The organism is Paenibacillus sp. FSL H7-0703 (assembly GCF_038003485.1).
In the GTDB taxonomy this organism is placed as follows: domain Bacteria; phylum Bacillota; class Bacilli; order Paenibacillales; family Paenibacillaceae; genus Paenibacillus; species Paenibacillus polymyxa_B.
This window is the reverse complement of sequence record NZ_JBBOPF010000002.1, coordinates 1-16809: the sequence shown is the minus strand read 5'-3', so window position 1 is coordinate 16809 and position 16809 is coordinate 1. Positions and strand designations below refer to the sequence as shown.

The window sequence follows — 16809 nt, the reverse complement described above, 5'->3', positions numbered from 1 at the left end:
CAGGAGGTGAGCAGAAATGAGCAAATGGCTGAAAAAGCTGGAGCAATGGCTGGGTGGAGGGGCGGATGGGGCGAAAAGATTCAACTCATTTCGTTGGCTGCTTATACTTGGCCTTATCGGTGTAGCGATCATGCTTTTTAATTCATTCGTTAATGTGAAAAAGGTTGATCCAGAAAACGTAGGCCGTGAGCCGCCTGGCGTGATGAAAAATGAGCCTACGTTAGAGACAACAACAGGTGAAGAAAGTTCCTTTGCCGGGATCGAGAAGGTTTTTGAGGACAATATGAAACAGATGCTGGAGCAGATTGTTGGCGTAGGAACCGTCGATGTCATGGTTACGGTAGATTCCACCGAAGAAGTTATCGTTCAACGCAATGTAAAGGACATGCAAGAAGAGAACAACGAGACGGACGCCAATGGCGGACAACGGCACACTACTCAATATACACGTGATGGCGAGATTGTCACCTATGAGTCATCAGGTGGCCAGCACACCCCGATTGTGACAAAAAAAGTAAAACCGCAGGTGAGGGGAGTGCTTGTTGTGGCTATGGGGGCAGAAAACCCTACAGTGAAGCAGCTAATTGTCGATGCTGTACAGAAGGGACTAAATGTACCTTCCTACAAAATTTCAGTCGTACCGCGCAAACAGGGGTAATTTGGAATTTAAGAGCAAAGAAGTTTATATTTTAAACCATTAATGAATATGGAGGACGGAACATGAATAACAAAAGACAAACCGTTTGGCTGGTGTCCATGCTGAGTTTAATGGTCGTGCTGTCTGCGTATTATTTGTTTACGGAGGACTCAAGCCCTGCCAATCCACCAGTAGCCGATAGTGAGCAAGTGAGCAAGGTTAAGCAGGATGCCGCACAGGAAGCAACGACGAAGGCAGAGGAACAATTGAAAGAACTGAAGGTAAATGAAGTAGTGACGAATGGAGAAGTAACTGATGGAGCATCAGCAACTTCCACAAAATCGGATACGGCTTCCACAACTGACCCAGCAACAGAAAACTCAAAAGGCGATAAAGATACGGCAGTTACCCCTACTACTGAACCAGCGACATCCGATCAAAACACAACTGCGACTAAGACGGACGCGACAGCACAAAGTGACGACAAAGCAGCCTCTACAGCCAAAACCGACCAGCAGGTACTGGATCAAGTGGCAACCGATCAAGCTGCCCAACCTACAGCAGCAGCTGTGATTGACAACTATTTGCTGGAACGGGACGTGGAAAATCAGAAGAAAAATGATGAACTGACTACCGCAATGAACGACAGCACACCAAAGAAAGCCGCGGAGGCTCAAAAGGAATTACATGTACTTGAAGATAAGCAGGCTAAAATTACTGGAATCGAAGAAGAGCTTCAGCAGCAGTTCGCCAATGCGGTCGTCCGTGAGGAAGATGCTGATAAATACAAAGTAGTGGTTCTGAGTGAAAAATTGGATGCTAAGCAAGCGGTAACAATTGTTGATAAAGTCATGAAGGAACTGAACGTATCGCAGGATAAGATCAGTGTCCAGTATGTTACACAATAAGACAAAAAACGCGAAAAAGCCCGGATTTCTGCATTATTCCGGGCTCTTTCTATTTTTAATGATTGTGATATAATACATAAAGCTGTTTCAACAATGTAATCAGCAACCGGCAAAATGCTGAAGGAGTGATTAATAGAGATGTTTAAATTAAGCGAGATTAAGGAATTGATCAAGCTGGTGGATGAAACGTCTGTGCATGAGCTTGAAATTGAAAATGAAGGAACTCGCCTGTTGATCCGAAAACCTGGCAAAAGCGAGATCGTTACGGTACAGGCTCCTGTGGCAACACCTACTTATGCAGTGGCACCACAAGCTGTTATTCCAAATCCACAAGTACAGTCCGATGTTGGACCTGCAACTGCTGGGGAACCGAGGGAATATGCAAGCAATCTACATAAAATCGTATCTCCGATGGTAGGCACTTTCTATAGTTCTTCATCCCCGGATACGGCTCCGTATGTGAGTATTGGCAGCAAAGTGGGCGAAAAAACAACGGTATGTATCATTGAAGCGATGAAGCTGATGAATGAGCTGGAAGCTGAAGTGAAGGGCGAAATTGTGGAAATTTTGGCCGAAAACGGACAGTTGGTCGAGTATGGCCAGCCATTGTTCCTTGTGAAACCGGAGTAAAGAGCTTGTTTGAACCCTCTTTTGAGGGTTCGGCAAGACTGCTCCCAGGGAGGTAAAGTCATGACATTTCAAAAAGTATTGATTGCAAATCGTGGAGAAATTGCGGTTCGTATCATTCGCGCTTGCCGCGAGATGAATATTTCGACAGTTGCCGTATATTCGGAAGCTGACAAGGATTCGTTACATGTGCGTCTCGCAGATGAGGCTTACTGTATCGGACCGACGCTATCTAAGGACAGCTACCTTAATTTTACGAACCTGATGAGCGTTGCTACATTGACTGAATGTGATGCCATTCATCCAGGTTACGGATTTTTGGCGGAAAACGCAGACTTCGCTGAAATTTGCGAATCGTGTAATATTACGTTTATTGGTCCTTCTCCTGAAGCCATTAACAAAATGGGAGATAAGGCCGTAGCCAAGCAGACCATGAAGGATGCCGGAGTTCCGGTTATTCCGGGTTCAGACGGGCTGGTTGAGGATTTGCAGGATGCGATCAGCATCGCACGTGATATTGGATATCCGGTAATTATCAAGGCCACAGCAGGTGGTGGAGGTAAAGGTATTCGTATCGCCGAAGATGAGGATAACCTTATTCAGCAAATTACTACCGCTCAGCAGGAGGCGCAAAAAGCATTTGGCAACGCGGGTGTGTACCTAGAAAAATATTTGACCGGTATGAAACATGTGGAAATACAGATCATAGCGGACAAGCATGGTAATGTTGCCCATTTGGGCGAACGGGACTGCTCTGTTCAGCGTCGTCGTCAGAAGTTGTTGGAGGAAGCACCATGTCCTGTACTATCGCAGGATGTCCGTGAAGAAATGGGTCAGGCAGCTGTTCGCGCAGCTTTGGCCGTTCAATACTCTGGTGCAGGTACTCTCGAATTTTTGCTCGGCCCGGACAATAATTTCTATTTCATGGAAATGAATACACGTATTCAGGTAGAACATCCCGTAACAGAAATGATTACCGGTGTAGACCTGATTAAGGAAATGATTTCTGTCGCTGAAGGACATCCGCTTTCCTTTACGCAGGAAGAAGTCACCATCAATGGTTGGGCGATAGAATGCCGTATTAACGCTGAGGACCCGGATCGCAATTTTATGCCTGCACCGGGTAAAATCGGATTTTATCTGCCTCCAGGCGGTCCTGGAGTACGGGTAGACAGCGCAGCATATCCAGGTTATAGCATTCCTCCTTATTATGACTCTATGATCGCCAAGCTGATTGTGTGGGCACCTACACGGCAAGATGCAATTGCCAAAATGAAGCGGGCTTTGTCTGAGTTTGCTATTGAGGGCATACCCACAACGATTTCTTTTCATCAGCGCTTGCTAGAGCATCCGACCTTTATTAGAGGCGATTTTGATATTAAATTTTTGGAGGAAAACGAAGTTTAATCGGTATATTTCCTCAGTTTGTCATAATGAACGCCAAATGATATAGTATGGATAATAAGTGAGCATGTCTGCTTTGAAATCCAAAGCTGGAATGAAACTTATTTTGACCGAAAGGTGTTGAAGGTATGAGCACAGTGCCAACCGAATTCGAACGTACAGAAATTGGGGAGATTCAAATCGCCCCAGAAGTTATTGAAGTCATTGCCGGACTGGCTACCGTTGAGGTACCAGGCGTAGCGGGAATGAGTGGCGGATTTGCTGGTGGGTTTGCCGAACTGCTAGGCCGCAAAAATTTATCTAAAGGTGTAAAAGTGGAAGTCGGACAGCGTGAAGCTGCTGTAGACGTCTCCGTCATTATTGAGTACGGTAACCGTCTGCCTGAGGTGGCTGCTGCTATTCAGCATAATGTTAAGCGTTCGATTGAGAACATGACAGGTCTTAACGTTGTTGAAGTGAACGTGCAAATTCATGATGTTCAATTCAAAAATGCTGAAAAAGTAGAAGAGCCGGAAGTGCTGGGCGCCGGACGGGTTAAATAGAGCGATACTTTGTACAAACCCCCGACCCTTATGGGTCGAGGGTTTACTCTAATTTAAGGAGGCTGTGCGTTTCGTGGCTAAAGTTATGGACAGACTTCTGCTGTTCTTGTACAGCTTAAGTATCGGAATTATTTCCATTCTCGCCATCCTCCTCCTGAGCGGGGCCATTCCGTATGTTTTAAGTATTGAGGATGAGCGAGTGGTGTGGTTCACCAGCCTGATTATTGCAGGGGTTCTGTTGTTATTGAGTCTTCGTTTTTTTTATATCTCTATTCGACGGAACCAAACCGTACAGCATTCTATTGATCAACGAACGGAATATGGTGACATTCAGATTTCAGTGGACACCATTGAAAATCTGTGCCTCAAAGCAGCTTCCCGATTTCGCGGGATGCAGGATTTGAAAGCACGCGTTCGCGTGTTGGAATCGGGACTTGATATTACGATTCGGGCGGTTGTAGACGGGGAAAGCTCCATTCCGGTGTTAACCTCCGAGGTACAAAAGGGGGTACACGATCATGTGGAAGAAATTACAGGAATTCCTGTGTCCAATGTGTCGGTGTACATCGCTAATGTTTCTCAGTCACCCAGCTTTAAGAGTCGTGTGGAATAGAGGTGATTTTCCCTGATGCCCTGGAAAGAAATATGGGGAAGTTACAAGGGCCGGATCATGGGGATCACGGCTGGTATTTTTTTCGGTTTTATTTATTTGTGGGCAGGCTTTTGGAATATGTTGTTCTTTGCATTGATGGTGTTCATCGGATATACGCTAGGAAGACGTAGCGATTCAGCGCTTGGTTCATTTCTCCCTTGGAAGGAATGGGGCGATTGGTTGTCGCAGCGTTGGCGTCCTTTTAAATGAACCCTGTGATACGTGTTCTCCAAAATAGAGCTGTAGCTTCTTTGCGCCCAACGTTTTGGAGGATGCGTTCACAGGTTTTTTTGTGGAAATTGGTTAGAATGAAAAATAGATATAGGCAAGCGTAGGAGGCAGGGCATGAAAAGACGTCTGGCGAGGGAATTAGCGGTACAGAGTATGTACCATATGGAAATGAATGAAGTGGATGCGGCAGCAGCCGTGGACATGTTGCTTCAAGAAGCCGCTGAGGAAAACGAAGCGGAAGTTGTCGTTAAAGACGCGGCAGTGTTAAGAGCGTATGTTTTAGAGCATGTGCGGGGTACGTGGGAGCACAAGGAAGCCATTGATGGGCTGTTGGTGGATTATCTTAAAGGCTGGCAGATCAGCAGACTTTCACGTGTAGATCGTCAAATTTTGAGACTTGCGGCATATGAGATGATTTTCCGTGAGGATGTTCCAGCCAAGGTAGCTGTTAATGAAGCGATTGAGTTGTCGAAGCACTTTGGTACCGAGGAATCCGGTAAATTTGTTAATGGTGTACTGGGACGAGTGATTCAAGAACTGGAGCAATTGAAAACACGTTTTTAAGTAGAGACTACTGAATCAGGTTGGAGAGTGGTTAAACATGTCAGCACCGATCATTGATGGTAAACAAATCTCTCAGGATATTCGCGCAAGCATTCAGCAAGAGGTCATTCGTCTGAAAGAGCACCGCTTTCAACCGGGACTGGCTGTTGTATTGGTAGGCGAAGATCCGGCTTCACAGGTGTATGTTAAAAACAAGGAAAAGGCGTGCCATGATCTCGGCTATTACTCAGAGGTTCACCGGTTGGCAGCAGATACTTCTCAGGAAGCATTACTGAAACTAGTGGACAAGCTGAACCATCAAAGTACTATCCATGGGATTTTGGTTCAACTGCCGTTGCCAAAGCATATTCATGAAAAAGCTGTCATTGACGCGATTGCAGTGGAGAAGGATGTGGATGGATTCCATCCGGTGAACGTAGGGAATTTGGTCATCGGTGACGATAGTCTATTGCCTTGTACTCCTGCTGGAGTCATTGAGTTAATCAAGCGTGCTGGAGTGGAGATTGCTGGTAAACATGCGGTAGTTATTGGTCGCAGTAATATCGTAGGCAAGCCAGTGTCTTTATTGTTGCAACGTGAAAATGCTACGGTTACGATGTGCCACTCCCGTACAGCGAATATCGGGGATCTAAGTCGACAAGCGGATATCTTAGTCGTTGCGATCGGCAAAGCCAACTTTATTGATGCTTCGTTCGTGAAGCCCGGAGCGGTTGTGATAGATGTGGGGATGAACCGTCTGGAGAACGGAAAGCTGGCGGGGGACGTTGATTTTGAGAGCGTGAAGCAAGTGTCTGGTCCGATTACGCCTGTTCCCGGCGGAGTAGGCCCGATGACGATTACGATGCTGATGCAAAATACGCTTGTAGCGGCCAAGCGGTCGCACGGTTTGGCATAAGGGCAGCTGCCTATGGCTGAACAACGTATTTACTCTATAAAGGACCTGAATCGTTATATCCGGATGAAACTGGAATCGGATCAGGTGCTGTCTGATGTATGGATACGCGGGGAAATTTCTAATTTTACGCATCATTCGAGTGGTCACATGTACTTTACGCTCAAGGATGAGGGGAGCCGCATACGTTCGATTATGTTTGCAACCCATAATCAGCGGCTTCCCTTCGTACCGAAAGAAGGTACGCGTGTTATTGCCCGGGGAAACGTATCCGTGTACGAACGAGATGGACAATATCAGTTTTATGCGACTCAAATGCAGCCTGATGGTATAGGAAGCCTTTATTTGGCTTACGAACAGCTCAAGCAAAAGCTGGATGCAGAGGGACTGTTTGATACTGCTCGTAAGCGTAATCTCCCTGCCCATCCGGCAACCATTGGCGTGATTACGTCACCGACCGGAGCGGCTGTGCGTGATATTATTACGACCCTTCAACGGCGATACCCGCAGGCTGGAATTGTGTTGTATCCTGTGCTTGTACAAGGAAAAGGTGCCGCACCCTCGATTGTCAAGGCAATTGAAGCTATGAATCGTATGCAAGAGGTTCAGGTGATGATCGTCGGACGGGGAGGTGGCTCGTTGGAAGAACTGTGGGCGTTTAATGAGGAAGCGGTTGCGCGCGCCATTTACGCATCGGTCATTCCGGTTATTTCGGCAGTTGGACACGAAACGGATTTTACCATTGCCGATTTTGTGGCTGACTTGCGTGCAGCAACGCCAACCGCAGCAGCTGAGTTGGCTGTGCCTAATCAGGCAGAGCTACGGGATCAGCTGCTCCAGCGTGAGCAACGCCTGCGCAACGCCCTCCGGCAGCGGCTGGAAACCAGCCGTGAACGCTTGGTGAGGCTTCAGCGTTCACCAGTCCTGCTGCACCCACGCCGCTATATGCTACAGCATGCAGAGCGAATGGACATGCTGCATCAGCGGCTAATCCGCGCAGTGGGTAACCGTTCACGCTTAAACGCAGAAAAGAATGCACGTATGCGTCAGGTACTAGAGCGGTTTAATCCACGTGAACAAATTCGTTCGGCACGCAAGCAGGCGGATATGGCGCAACGTCAGCTGGAGTCTGCGATGCGTGCTATTACGAAAACGGGACGGCAGCAGTTGCACACGGGAATTCGTCAGCTGGATGCGCTGAGCCCACTCAAAGTCATGGCCCGAGGCTATAGCTTGGTATACGATGAGCAGGAGAAACGGCTGATTAAGTCGCTCAAAGACGTACAGCCGGGAGATTCCATCAAGATTAAAGTGAGTGATGGGCAGTTGGACTGCCAAGTATGGGGAATGAAGGAGGACGCGAAGCACGGTGGCGAATGAAACGGAATTGAATTTTGAAGCGGCTATGGCCGCTCTTGAAGAAATTGTCGGACAACTGGAGCATGGAGACGTTCCTCTGGAGCAAGCCATTGATTTGTTCCAGCGGGGGATGAAGCTGTCTCAGCTTTGCAGTCAAAAGCTGGAGCAGGTTGAACGTAAAATTGAAATGATCGTGGAAGAGGATGGAGATTTGCGCAAGAAGCCTTTTGGCGGCGGATTAGATGAAAACGGCGGTGAAGGGCTTGAATAGACCGTCGTTCAAGGAATATTTGACCGGAACGGCGGATGCGGTTTCGTCTGCACTGACCGAGCAGTTCCCGGCCGATTGGAACATTCCCGATGTTCTTCGAGAATCTATGAATTATTCACTCACCGCAGGCGGAAAACGGCTGCGGCCTCTGCTTGTGATCGCTGCTGCTGAAGCATTCGGTGGAAGCAGGGAAGCTGCGCTGCCAGTGGCATGTGCGGTAGAAATGGTACATACGTACTCCCTCATTCATGACGACTTGCCAGCCATGGATGATGATGATTATCGGCGAGGTAAGCTGACGAATCATAAGGTATACGGCGAGGCGGTTGCCGTCCTTGCGGGTGATGCTCTGTTGACCCATGCCTTTTACAGCATTGTGCAAGCGGGACGGCGTCACGGTGTTTCATCCGATTCGCTATTGTCTATTGTTGAGGATTTGTCCGAAATGAGTGGCGCGCGGGGCATGGTAGGTGGACAGGTCGCCGATATGTCAGGCGAGCAAGGAATAACGGGGATCGAGGAACTGGAATATATCCATCTTCATAAAACTGCTGATTTGATTATTTTCTCGCTCTTGGCAGGTGGACGGATTGGTGGGGCGAACAAGAGTCAATTAGAGGCGCTTCGCCGCTTTGGACGAGACTTGGGGCTGGCTTTTCAGATACAGGACGATATACTGGACCTCATAGGCGATGAGAGCAAAATGGGTAAGAAAACGCAAAGTGATGTTGAGCAGGAGAAGGTTACCTATCCGTATTTCATTGGTATGGACGCATCTTTGCGGCAGGTGGAGGAACTCACCGCATCTGCTAAAAAAGTGATAACAGAGAGCGGTATTCCCGATTCTTCTCGTTTGCTGGAGATAGCGGATTACCTGATGAAGCGTGATCATTAGTTGCGTTAGAGCTGTTTTGACTTGTCTGCGTTTAAGCACAGTTAAAAAGTGTGATATAATACTTGTTAACTTTACACACAAACTTGAAGGAAAGCGGGGAGATATGCGTGCTGCTTCCACACATAAAGCAACCAGGCGATCTGAAATCACTGTCGGTTGAGGAGTTGGCTTCTCTAGCCGAGGAAATCAGGAGCTTTTTGATTGAGAAGCTGTCCGTGACTGGGGGGCATCTGGCATCGAATCTGGGAGTGGTTGAGCTCACGATCGCCCTGCATTATTGCTATAACAGTCCAAAGGACAAGATGATTTATGACGTTGGGCACCAAGCCTACGTACACAAAATATTGACAGGGCGAATGGACCGTTTTGATACACTTCGTCAGCGTGATGGACTTTGTGGTTTTGTAAAAAGAAGTGAGAGCGAGCATGATGTTTGGGAAGCCGGTCATAGCAGCACTTCTCTGTCGGCGGCAATAGGAATGGCCTTGGCTCGAGATTTGAAGGGCGAGGACAATAAAGTCATTGCAATGATCGGAGACGGCGCGTTGACTGGGGGGATGGCCTTCGAAGCGTTGAATCATATCGGTCATGAGCGCAAAAATTTAATGGTCATTCTGAATGACAACGAAATGTCCATAGCACCTAATGTAGGGGCCATGCATAATTATTTGAGCAAAATTCGCTCGGACCGTCATTATTTGCGAGCAAAAGATGAGCTGGAAGTTTTGCTGAAAAAAATACCCGCGATCGGCGGTAAACTTGCCAAATCGGCTGGCCGTGTCAAGGACAGTCTTAAATATATGATGGTGCCTGGTGTACTGTTTGAGGAACTGGGACTTACGTATCTCGGTCCAGTGGACGGACATGATTTGCCGAAGCTAATCGAAACCTTCCAGCAGGCTGATAATGTCACTGGCCCTGTATTGGTGCATGTCGTAACCACCAAAGGCAAGGGCTATAAACCTGCGGAAGCAGATTCACACAAATGGCATGGAATCAGTCCCTACAAAATTGAATCGGGTCAGGTACTCAAAGCTGTAGGTAATCCGATGTATACGGAAATTTTCGGTCGAACGTTGATTGAGCTGGCTGAGCAGGATGAGCGCATCGTTGCGGTCACCCCCGCTATGCCTGGCGGATCAGGATTGGTACCGTTTAGTAAAGAGTTTCCTAGCCGTATGATTGACGTCGGCATTGCTGAACAGCATGCAGCTACCATGTGTGCTGCGTTGGCAATGGAAGGGATGAAGCCGGTGTTTGCGGTGTATTCCACTTTTATGCAGCGTGCTTATGATCAGATTGTGCATGATATCTGTCGTCATAATGCGAACGTAATGTTCGCGATTGACCGTGCAGGTTTTGTTGGGGCTGACGGGGAAACTCATCATGGCGTGTTTGATGTGGCATTCTTGCGTCATATCCCGAATCTTGTGCTTATGATGCCAAAGGATGAGAACGAGCTACGCCATATGATGAAAACAGCGCTCGACTATGAAGATGGTCCAATTGCTTATCGTTACCCGCGTGTTAATGTGGTTGGCGTGCCGATGGATAAAGAATTACAGGCTATTCCCATCGGCAGTTGGGAGCTCCTGCGTAAAGGCGAGGGCTTTGCTGTAATCGCTTCAGGACCGATGCTCCAGGTGGCGACAGAGGCTGCGGAGGCGATGAAACGGGAAGGTTTGCAAGTGGGCGTCGTGAATGCCCGTTTCCTGAAGCCTTTGGACGAGGATATGTTGCGTGAGCTGGCTCGTCAGCATACGAAGCTGATCGTATTGGAAGAAGCTTCTGAAGCAGGAAGCTTGGGTAGCGCTGTACTGGAATTTTACGCTAAAGCCGAAATACAAGAGGCACAGGTGCGCCTAATGGGGATTCCCGATCTGTTCGTGGAGCATGGCTCCATCAAAGAGCAGCGTGCTGAAGTAGGTCTTACCATTGAAGATGTATGCTTAAAGCTGCGTAAATGGGCTGCTGAGCCAGCATATGGCATGGGACAATCCGTATAGGGTAACTTGAAGGAAGACCATGACGTTTATAAAAAGTATGACAAGAGCAGCCTGGCTGCCTAAAGGGAGATTAACATGTCTGTTCCGAAGGAACGCATTGATGTATTACTTGTAGAACAAGGCTTTTTTGAAAGCCGTGAAAAAGCTAAAGCTGCGATTATGGCTGGGCTAGTGCTGGCGGACAGCGAACGGATCGAGAAGGCGGGGATGAAGGTACCACGCGCCAGCGAGCTTAAAGTTAAGGGTTCGGTGCATCCGTATGTAAGCCGTGGAGGATTGAAGCTGGAGAAGGCCATCCGTCAATTTGAGCTGGATATGAAGGGCAGGACAATGCTGGATATTGGCTCGTCCACTGGAGGTTTTACGGATTGTGCGCTTCAGCATGGAGCTGAATACGTATACGCCATTGATGTGGGTTATAATCAGCTGGATTGGTCCCTTCGTAATGATGAACGAGTATGCGTAATGGAGAAAACGAATTTCAGATATATGACACCCGCGGATTTGAATGGTTCCGTGCCGAATTTCGCTAGTATTGACGTTTCCTTTATTTCATTACGTATTATTTTGCCCCCGTTGCTTGCCTTGTTGCATCAACCTGCTGATATTGTAGCTCTAATCAAGCCGCAATTCGAAGCTGGACGCGAAAAGGTCGGAAAATCCGGTGTGGTCCGTGATCCTGCTACGCATAAAGAAGTGTTGCAGACCATTCTGATGTTTGCACATGAGCTTGGACTTACGCTGCAAGGTTTGGCTTATTCGCCTATTACAGGTGGAGAAGGCAATATTGAATTTTTAGCGCATTGGCGTTTGGATGGGCTTCCTGCTGCAGAATCGCAGCTGGAGAAGATGGATTTCAGACCACTGATTGAACGTACCGTTCAGGAAGCAGGTCAGACTTTTAATAATGGTCCATCGCGTAAGTAACATTCAGGGGTTCTCCATGAGTTCTGTGAACTTAAGGGAACCTCTTTTTGGTGTGAGGGATTGATTACAGAACTCACGTTCGCCTATAATGAGATGTACAAAGGAAAAGGGATTTTACATCTTGTCCTAGAATATGTCCATGAGGTGATCGGTCCATGGACACAAGATATGATACGGTTATCATCGCTGTGATCGGGGTGATATTAGGGATATGGGCTTTGTATAGCCTACGTGCCTGGTTGAAGGAGCCAGGGCCGCTTGTGCTAAAGACGATACCGATTAACGAGGACTTGGACGAAGGACCTGCCACAGACCTACTCGAAGAAGCAGGATATGAAGTAGTGGGCGGGAAGATGAAAATACCGCTTGCTTTTAAAGTGAATGGACATACCGTGTATAGCCGTTTGTTTATAGACTACGTGGCTGTACGAAACGGTTCGACATATATGGTCAAAACGTCACGCCGCAAGAAACCAATGGAGTGGAGTGGTCCTGATTTAAGGGACAGGCTCATGCCGTATTTATTGCTCTATCCGGGTTGCGCGGGTGTATTGTACGTTGATACGGACGAGCGAAGTATTCGCCTTATTACATTAGTGGAAGACCTCGAAGAAGAGGAATATGAAGGTTAATCCATAGGAGGATTATATGAAGGGTCAACGACATATTAAAATTAGGGAAATTATTTCACAACATGAGATTGAGACGCAGGATGATCTGGTTGAAGCATTGCGTAAGGCTGGTTTTCAGGTCACGCAGGCGACCGTATCGCGTGATATCAAGGAGTTGCTGCTCATCAAGGTTCCAATGGACGATGGCAGATATAAATATTCGATGCCTTCAGATCAACGTTACAATCCGGCCCAGAAACTGAAACGTACGTTGGTCGATAACTTTTTGCATATTGACTACACAACCAATCTGATTGTGATGAAATGCCTGCCGGGAACAGCCAACTCGATTGCTGCTTTATTGGACAATATTGAATGGTCCGAGATCATGGGGACGATTAGCGGGGATGATACCATTTTGATTATTTGCCGATCGGAAGAAAACAGCGAAGCTATCGTGAATCGTCTTATGGGCTACATTTCCTAATTATAATGGCTACGCATATTAGGCGTTTTAATTTGTACATCATAGAGGTGAAAGAACGATGCTGGTCACTTTGTCTATACGGAATTTGGCGGTTGTAGAGGCCGTCGATGTTCATTTTTATAAAGGGTTTCATGTGTTGAGCGGGGAAACAGGTGCTGGTAAATCCATTATTATCGATGCACTTGGGCTGATTGCAGGCGGTAGGGGCTCTGCTGATTTAGTGCGTTACGGTTGTGATAAAGCAGAGATGGAAGCCTTATTTGAACTGCCGGTAAAACATCCAGTTTGGAATACACTTGAGGAACAAGGGATTAAGGCTAATGCGGAGGAGCATTTGCTGATTCGTCGCGAACTTACGGTTCAAGGGAAAAGCTCTTCTCGAATTAATGGCCAGATGGTTAATTTAACGATGCTGCGTGAGGTAGGTGAGCAACTCGTCAATATCCACGGGCAACATGAGCATCAAAGCCTGCTACGTGCAGATCGTCATCTGGCGCTGCTGGATACGTTCGGTGATTCGGTCATCGGTCCGGTCAAAACGATTTATCGGGAGCGTTACAATGCTTTTGTCAAAGCGGAAAAAGAAGTAAGAGAACTGCAAAGTTCCAGTCAAAAGGCTTATCAGCTTTTGGATATGTACCGATTTCAATTAGAAGAGATCGCTGCGGCGGAGTTGAAATTGGGAGAAGATGAATTATTGGCAGAGGAACGGGTCAAGCTATCCCATAGTGAGAAAATGATGGATGGGATATCAGGAGCATACGAACTGCTAAGCGGCAGAGGTGGACTGGATACGATCAATAACGTGTTGTCCAGATTAAACGATGTCCAAAGCTATGACAGCAAAAGCCTTCAGCCCATTGCGGAGCAGATTCAGTCTGCTTTTTACCAGTTGGAGGACGCAGCATTCCAATTACGTTCTTATCGTGAGGATATTGAATTTAATCCAGGCAAGCTGTATGAAGTGGAGCAACGTTTGAATCAAATTACCGGATTACAGCGAAAATATGGTGATAGTATAGAGCAGATTTTGGAATACTATAGCCGTATTGAGCAGGAAACCGATCTGCTGGAAAATAAAGATGAGCGGTTGGAGCAGCTCATTGCAAAACGGGACGAGCTGCTTTCCGATTTGCTTGAGATTTCGGAAGAGCTTACAGAAGCACGCGAAATTTGTGCTGAAGAGCTTGCAGAGCAAGTGGAGCAGGAGTTAAAAGACCTGCAGATGGAAAGAACGTCACTCAAGGTGCGCATTGATCCAATTGAAGATCCACGCGGATATGAGTATAAAGGTCTGAAGGTAAGACCTACCAAGCAGGGCATTGATAATGCGGAATTTCTTATATCCCCCAATCCAGGTGAGCCATTACGTCCACTTGGTAAGATCGCTTCAGGCGGTGAGCTATCACGTATCATGTTGGCGATGAAAAGTATTTTTGCGCGTCATGATCAAATTCCAGTACTCATTTTTGACGAGGTGGATACCGGGGTGAGTGGTCGTGCAGCTCAATCCATTGCCGAGAAGCTATATCGTTTATCTTCCGTTTGTCAGGTCTTTTCCATTACTCATTTGCCACAGGTGGCATGTATGGCAGATCATCAGTACCTTATTGAGAAAAATGTCTATGATGGACGGACCATGACTCAAATTGAGGGACTTACGGAGGATGGGCGTGTCAAGGAATTGGCACGGATGCTGGGCGGCGTGGAAATTACCGAAAAAACTTTGCATCACGCACAGGAAATGCTGAATTTGGCGGAAGGAAAGAAAGCCTGAAAAGAGCGGCTGGCGTAATGTTTAACAGTTATAAAAGCCTGGGGGCAAGGTTACCTTATAGGTACGCAATTGGCGACCACCTTTACTCGTCAAGCGAAAGAAGCAAAGGGAGCGTGACAGCCATTGAATTTTTACTCCAGGATCAAATTGCTCGGTCTTTTGCTTGTTTTTCTTATGTGTTCTATCGGTAACGCTCAGCATGTGCAAGCTGCGCTGCCTCCACAAGCTTCTTTGGATTTGTTCGGCTCTAAAAGCATGAGGACAACCCAAGAAAGTGTAGTTCCCGATTTAAAAGTATACCCGGGGGGGCAGACGATTGGGGTCAAAGTAAAATCTTCAGGAGTGCTTGTCGTCGGTCACCATATCATTCAGGAAAGTAATGATCGTAAGGTGTCACCTGGTGAAACAGCGGGGATTCGCCTAGGGGATCGGATTACACACATGAACGGCAAACCACTCAATAGCCTGGCAAAGGTTGCTGAGGCAGTAGACGAAGCAGGTAAGAATAAAAAGCCGCTCGACATTACACTTTGTCGAGGAGAACAGACGATTTCCACGAAGTTAACACCAGCATATGATCAAGATGATAAAGCGTGGCGGCTTGGATTGTACATTAGAGACTCGGCTGCAGGTGTAGGTACATTAACGTTTTACGCACCGGACCAGGGTGTATACGGGGCATTGGGCCACGTAATTACCGATATGAATACCCAAACCCCTATTGTCGTGGGGAGCGGAGAGATTGTGCAGTCCAATGTGACGTCAATTGCGAAAAGCCAAAGTGGGGAACCAGGAGAAAAACGCGCTCATTTTCTCAAAGATCATCGGGTATTAGGAAATATTGAACGAAATACGAATTTCGGAATTTTTGGGAAAATGTCAGATGAGCCGCAATATGGATTGTATTCAACTCCTATTCCGGTGGCTCTTGCGAATGAAGTAAAGGAAGGACCTGCAGAAATTTTGACTGTACTGGAAGGTCAACAAATTCAGCGGTTTCAGGCGGAAATTGTACACATTTCTCAGCAGGACAAACCAGCAACCAAAGGACTTGTGATTCGCATTGTAGATCCAAAGCTGTTGGATAAGACCGGGGGAATCGTGCAAGGAATGAGCGGTAGTCCGATTATTCAAAATGGTAAGCTTATCGGGGCTGTGACACATGTATTTGTGAATGATCCTAAATCAGGTTACGGTTGTTTTATCGAATGGATGCTGCGCGATGCAGGAATCATGCAGAATAACGTAAGCTTGAAATCATCTTCTAATCTTAAGGCGAGCTAGTGGCCTTAAGATTTTTTTGTCGAAAAGCAGGGGAATAACTCATATTTGCAAGATAAAGAATCAATTATAATAGAAACTATAAAAAAAATAAATAAAAATAATTTTCGACAGAAGGAATTCATAATTCGATGTCGAAATCATATACTCCGACAAGAAATATTTATATACTGTAAACAGATATCACAATGGAATATCACTCAATGAGGAGGAAGTACATTGCAAAAAATTGAGGTATTGTTGGCTGATGACAACCGGGAATTTACGAATTTGCTTGCTGAATATATTTCCGATCAGGAGGATATGGAAGTTACAGGAATCGCCTATAACGGCGAAGAAGTGCTCCAACGCATCGCAGAATCCCGCAACATACCTGATGTACTTATTTTAGATATTATTATGCCTCATCTGGATGGTCTCGGTGTATTGGAGCGTTTAAGAGAAATGAACCTGACTCCACAGCCGAAAATCATTATGCTGACTGCATTCGGTCAAGAAAATATTACACAGAGGGCCGTACAGCTCGGGGCATCTTATTATATTTTGAAGCCGTTTGACATGGAAGTGCTGGCTAACCGTGTTCGCCAATTAGTGGGGCCGCAGTTAGTTAGCAGCAGTCCGGTGACCATTTCATCCATGCGGTCCAATGTTGTACCTATGGGTAAGACTAAAAACCTGGATGCCAGTATCACGGCCATCATACATGAAATTGGTGTACCAGCTCACATCAAGGGCTAT

The 16809-nt window shown here is 46.8% G+C and carries 19 protein-coding genes; all 19 read left to right on the top strand.

The features are described from left to right. Positions 1 to 16: 16 nt before the first annotated feature. On the top strand, positions 17 to 658 hold the full coding sequence (gene spoIIIAG / locus MHB46_RS24475) for a stage III sporulation protein AG (protein ID WP_029517255.1): 642 nt from the start codon (positions 17 to 19) through the stop codon (positions 656 to 658). A 62-nt stretch (positions 659 to 720) separates the two neighbouring features. Then, the gene (locus MHB46_RS24470) at positions 721 to 1545 is read left to right on the top strand and encodes a SpoIIIAH-like family protein (RefSeq protein WP_165177318.1); all 825 of its coding nucleotides are present in this window, start codon (positions 721 to 723) and stop codon (positions 1543 to 1545) included. Positions 1546 to 1683: 138 nt separating this feature from the next. Next, on the top strand, positions 1684 to 2175 hold the full coding sequence (gene accB / locus MHB46_RS24465; protein ID WP_039270944.1) for an acetyl-CoA carboxylase biotin carboxyl carrier protein: 492 nt from the start codon (positions 1684 to 1686) through the stop codon (positions 2173 to 2175). A 60-nt stretch (positions 2176 to 2235) separates the two neighbouring features. Further along, complete coding sequence (gene accC / locus MHB46_RS24460; protein WP_165177316.1) at positions 2236 to 3579, top strand: acetyl-CoA carboxylase biotin carboxylase subunit; 1344 nt, start codon at positions 2236 to 2238, stop codon at positions 3577 to 3579. 125 nt (positions 3580 to 3704) lie between these two features. Then, positions 3705 to 4118 carry an Asp23/Gls24 family envelope stress response protein gene (locus tag MHB46_RS24455; RefSeq protein ID WP_013310820.1) on the top strand — a complete coding sequence of 138 codons (414 nt, stop codon included), beginning with the start codon at positions 3705 to 3707 and terminating at the stop codon, positions 4116 to 4118. 73 nt (positions 4119 to 4191) lie between these two features. Continuing rightward, positions 4192 to 4731: an alkaline shock response membrane anchor protein AmaP gene (amaP, locus tag MHB46_RS24450; protein WP_013310819.1), complete on the top strand. Its 540-nt coding sequence runs from the start codon at positions 4192 to 4194 to the stop codon at positions 4729 to 4731. Between the two features lie 15 nt (positions 4732 to 4746). Next, positions 4747 to 4980: a DUF2273 domain-containing protein gene (locus MHB46_RS24445; protein ID WP_023989248.1), complete on the top strand. Its 234-nt coding sequence runs from the start codon at positions 4747 to 4749 to the stop codon at positions 4978 to 4980. Positions 4981 to 5115: 135 nt separating this feature from the next. Further along, entirely contained in the window at positions 5116 to 5565 is a 450-nt protein-coding gene (nusB, locus tag MHB46_RS24440) for a transcription antitermination factor NusB (RefSeq protein WP_165177314.1), read from the top strand. A gap of 37 nt (positions 5566 to 5602) precedes the next feature. Continuing rightward, entirely contained in the window at positions 5603 to 6460 is an 858-nt protein-coding gene (gene folD / locus MHB46_RS24435) for a bifunctional methylenetetrahydrofolate dehydrogenase/methenyltetrahydrofolate cyclohydrolase FolD (protein ID WP_341163801.1), read from the top strand. 12 nt (positions 6461 to 6472) lie between these two features. Continuing rightward, entirely contained in the window at positions 6473 to 7837 is a 1365-nt protein-coding gene (xseA, locus tag MHB46_RS24430; protein WP_165177310.1) for an exodeoxyribonuclease VII large subunit, read from the top strand. After that, positions 7827 to 8087, top strand: a complete 261-nt coding sequence (gene xseB, locus MHB46_RS24425) for an exodeoxyribonuclease VII small subunit (RefSeq protein WP_013310814.1) — start codon at positions 7827 to 7829, stop codon at positions 8085 to 8087. Before xseA ends, xseB begins: the two co-directional genes overlap by 11 nt. Continuing rightward, positions 8059 to 8982 (top strand): polyprenyl synthetase family protein, encoded by a 924-nt coding sequence (locus tag MHB46_RS24420; RefSeq protein WP_103048687.1) that lies wholly within the window; start codon positions 8059 to 8061, stop codon positions 8980 to 8982. Before xseB ends, MHB46_RS24420 begins: the two co-directional genes overlap by 29 nt. A 107-nt stretch (positions 8983 to 9089) precedes the next feature. After that, positions 9090 to 10988 carry a 1-deoxy-D-xylulose-5-phosphate synthase gene (gene dxs, locus MHB46_RS24415; RefSeq protein WP_341163800.1) on the top strand — a complete coding sequence of 633 codons (1899 nt, stop codon included), beginning with the start codon at positions 9090 to 9092 and terminating at the stop codon, positions 10986 to 10988. A gap of 75 nt (positions 10989 to 11063) precedes the next feature. Next, complete coding sequence (locus tag MHB46_RS24410; protein ID WP_023989243.1) at positions 11064 to 11915, top strand: TlyA family RNA methyltransferase; 852 nt, start codon at positions 11064 to 11066, stop codon at positions 11913 to 11915. 155 nt (positions 11916 to 12070) lie between these two features. Next, positions 12071 to 12547 carry a hypothetical protein gene (locus MHB46_RS24405; RefSeq protein WP_341163799.1) on the top strand — a complete coding sequence of 159 codons (477 nt, stop codon included), beginning with the start codon at positions 12071 to 12073 and terminating at the stop codon, positions 12545 to 12547. Between the two features lie 16 nt (positions 12548 to 12563). Then, complete coding sequence (ahrC, locus tag MHB46_RS24400; protein WP_013310809.1) at positions 12564 to 13013, top strand: transcriptional regulator AhrC/ArgR; 450 nt, start codon at positions 12564 to 12566, stop codon at positions 13011 to 13013. A gap of 58 nt (positions 13014 to 13071) precedes the next feature. Next, the gene (gene recN, locus MHB46_RS24395) at positions 13072 to 14790 is read left to right on the top strand and encodes a DNA repair protein RecN (protein WP_341163798.1); all 1719 of its coding nucleotides are present in this window, start codon (positions 13072 to 13074) and stop codon (positions 14788 to 14790) included. 123 nt (positions 14791 to 14913) lie between these two features. Continuing rightward, positions 14914 to 16074: a SpoIVB peptidase gene (gene spoIVB / locus MHB46_RS24390; RefSeq protein WP_341163797.1), complete on the top strand. Its 1161-nt coding sequence runs from the start codon at positions 14914 to 14916 to the stop codon at positions 16072 to 16074. A 216-nt stretch (positions 16075 to 16290) separates the two neighbouring features. Next, positions 16291 to 16809, top strand: a 519-nt coding sequence (gene spo0A / locus MHB46_RS24385; protein WP_341163796.1) for a sporulation transcription factor Spo0A, incomplete at its 3' end; no start/stop codon positions are given.

What these genes read in the sequence shown, in the direction of transcription:
- spoIIIAG (WP_029517255.1), top strand. Translation starts at nt 17, where the DNA reads ATGAGCAAATGGCTGAAAAAGCTGGAGCAATGGCTGGGTGGAGGGGCG.
- MHB46_RS24470 (WP_165177318.1), top strand. Translation starts at nt 721, where the DNA reads ATGAATAACAAAAGACAAACCGTTTGGCTGGTGTCCATGCTGAGTTTA.
- accB (WP_039270944.1), top strand. Translation starts at nt 1,684, where the DNA reads ATGTTTAAATTAAGCGAGATTAAGGAATTGATCAAGCTGGTGGATGAA.
- accC (WP_165177316.1), top strand. Translation starts at nt 2,236, where the DNA reads ATGACATTTCAAAAAGTATTGATTGCAAATCGTGGAGAAATTGCGGTT.
- MHB46_RS24455 (WP_013310820.1), top strand. Translation starts at nt 3,705, where the DNA reads ATGAGCACAGTGCCAACCGAATTCGAACGTACAGAAATTGGGGAGATT.
- MHB46_RS24445 (WP_023989248.1), top strand. Translation starts at nt 4,747, where the DNA reads ATGCCCTGGAAAGAAATATGGGGAAGTTACAAGGGCCGGATCATGGGG.
- nusB (WP_165177314.1), top strand. Translation starts at nt 5,116, where the DNA reads ATGAAAAGACGTCTGGCGAGGGAATTAGCGGTACAGAGTATGTACCAT.
- folD (WP_341163801.1), top strand. Translation starts at nt 5,603, where the DNA reads ATGTCAGCACCGATCATTGATGGTAAACAAATCTCTCAGGATATTCGC.
- xseA (WP_165177310.1), top strand. Translation starts at nt 6,473, where the DNA reads ATGGCTGAACAACGTATTTACTCTATAAAGGACCTGAATCGTTATATC.
- MHB46_RS24420 (WP_103048687.1), top strand. Translation starts at nt 8,059, where the DNA reads ATGAAAACGGCGGTGAAGGGCTTGAATAGACCGTCGTTCAAGGAATAT.
- MHB46_RS24410 (WP_023989243.1), top strand. Translation starts at nt 11,064, where the DNA reads ATGTCTGTTCCGAAGGAACGCATTGATGTATTACTTGTAGAACAAGGC.
- MHB46_RS24405 (WP_341163799.1), top strand. Translation starts at nt 12,071, where the DNA reads ATGGACACAAGATATGATACGGTTATCATCGCTGTGATCGGGGTGATA.
- ahrC (WP_013310809.1), top strand. Translation starts at nt 12,564, where the DNA reads ATGAAGGGTCAACGACATATTAAAATTAGGGAAATTATTTCACAACAT.
- recN (WP_341163798.1), top strand. Translation starts at nt 13,072, where the DNA reads ATGCTGGTCACTTTGTCTATACGGAATTTGGCGGTTGTAGAGGCCGTC.